This window comes from Pseudonocardia sp. NPDC046786 (genome assembly GCF_040645415.1).
Taxonomy (GTDB): Bacteria; Actinomycetota; Actinomycetes; order Mycobacteriales; family Pseudonocardiaceae; genus Pseudonocardia; species Pseudonocardia kongjuensis.
In genome coordinates, this window is record NZ_JBEYYF010000067.1 from 1 (window position 1) to 1,262 (window position 1,262).

General features: G+C 70.0%; 1 protein-coding gene. It reads left to right on the forward strand.

The genetic code is table 11. The features are described from left to right. On the forward strand, positions 1-1,262 hold a 1,262-nt coding region (locus ABZ881_RS30905; protein WP_358489595.1), incomplete at both ends, for an aromatic ring-hydroxylating dioxygenase subunit alpha.

Consider the following 1,262-nt stretch of genomic DNA (forward strand, 5'->3'; position numbering starts at 1 on the left):
ATCAACGAGCTGCTGACGCAGACCGGGCCCGGCACGCCGATGGGCGAGCTGTTCCGGCAGTACTGGATCCCGGCGCTGCTCGCCGAGGAGCTGCCGGAGAACGACTGCCCCCAGGTCCGGGTCAAGCTCCTGTCCGAGCGCATGATCGCCTTCCGCGACAGCGAGGGCCGCTACGGACTCGTCGACGAGTTCTGCGCGCACCGCGGCGCCTCGCTCTGGTTCGGCCGCAACGAAGAGGGCGGCCTGCGCTGCGCCTACCACGGCTGGAAGTTCGACGTCACCGGCCAGGCACTCGAGGTGCCCTCCGAGCCGGACAACAGCAACTTCTGCGCCCACGTCAAGCTCCGCTCCTACCCGCTGGTCCGGATCGGTGACGTGCTCTGGACGCACATGGGAGACCCGGCGACCCGGCCGCCACTGCCCGAGTTCGAGTTCACCCAGGTGGCACCGGAGCAGAACTACACCTCGAAGCGCTGGCAGGAGTGCAACTGGCTGCAGGCCTTCGAGGGCGGCATCGACTCCAGCCACGTGTCCTGGCTGCACTCGGGCGGCCTCAAGAACGACCCGTTGTTCAAGGGCGCCAAGGGCAACGAGTACAACATGAACGACCTGCGCCCGTTCTTCGAGGTCGCCGACGCCGAGGGTGGCCTGTTCGTCGGCGCCCGGCGCAACGCCGAGGCCGACTCCTACTACTGGCGGATCACCCCGTGGGTGATGCCCAGCTTCACCCTCGTCCCGCCGCGCGGAGACCACCCCGTGCACGGGCACTGGTGGATCCCGATCGACGACCACAACTGCTGGGCGTACTCCTTCGACTACCACCCGACCCGGCCGCTGACCGGCGACGAGCTGAGTGCCATGCGCGCCGGGCACGGGGTGCACAGCGAGAACATTCCCGGCACCTACCGCCCGGTGGCGAACCGGGACAACGACTACCTGATGGACCGCGACGCCCAGCGCCGCGGCGAGTACTTCTCCGGGATCAAGGGCATCGCGATCCAGGACTCCTCGCTGCAGGAGAGCATGGGCCCGATCGTCGACCGGTCCAAGGAGCGGCTCGTCTCCGCCGACGCCGCCATCATCAAGGCCCGCCAGAAGCTCCGGCGCGCCGCCGTCGCCCTGCGCGACCAGGGCGCCGTCCCCCCGGGTGCGGATCCGGCGCACCACCACGTGCGCTCGGCGGCGGTCGTGCTGCCCCGGGACTCGGCGTTCATCGACTCCAGCCGGGACGCGCTCACCGCGGAACCGGGCAAGCCGCACGC